The sequence below is a fragment of the Enterococcus sp. ARL09-542 genome, assembly GCF_005234805.1.
In the GTDB taxonomy this organism is placed as follows: Bacteria; Bacillota; Bacilli; order Lactobacillales; family Enterococcaceae; genus Enterococcus_D; species Enterococcus_D gallinarum.
The window spans coordinates 1-354 of the sequence record NZ_QPQX01000067.1; the positions used below are offsets into that span (position 1 = coordinate 1).

Consider the following 354-nt stretch of genomic DNA (forward strand, 5'->3'; position numbering starts at 1 on the left):
TCTAAGTGGGAAAGTCGGGTTACCATATGCCAGTGAAGCCAAAGAGATTCCTGGTTGGTATGTAGTAGAGACGCCAGATAATGCCTATGGAATTTTCAGTGAGGCAGCGCAAGAAGTGGTCTACGTGTATGATCGCTCAGATGCGGCACCAGTTACGGTCCGATATGAAGATACAGACGGCAACGAATTAAGCGACCCAACGATTTTGAATGGCAAAGTCGGGTTACCATATGCCAGTGAAGCCAAAGAGATTCCTGGTTGGTATGTAGTAGAGACGCCAGATAATGCTTCTGGAATTTTCAGTGAAGAAGCGCAGGAAGTGGTGTATGTATACGAACGCAGTGATGCGGCACC

General features: G+C 47.5%; 1 protein-coding gene. It reads left to right on the plus strand.

Annotation, left to right across the window (positions count from 1 at the left end; genetic code table 11):
- The coding region (locus DVW06_RS16940; protein ID WP_161569497.1) for a MucBP domain-containing protein at nt 1-354 on the plus strand (354 nt) is incomplete at both ends.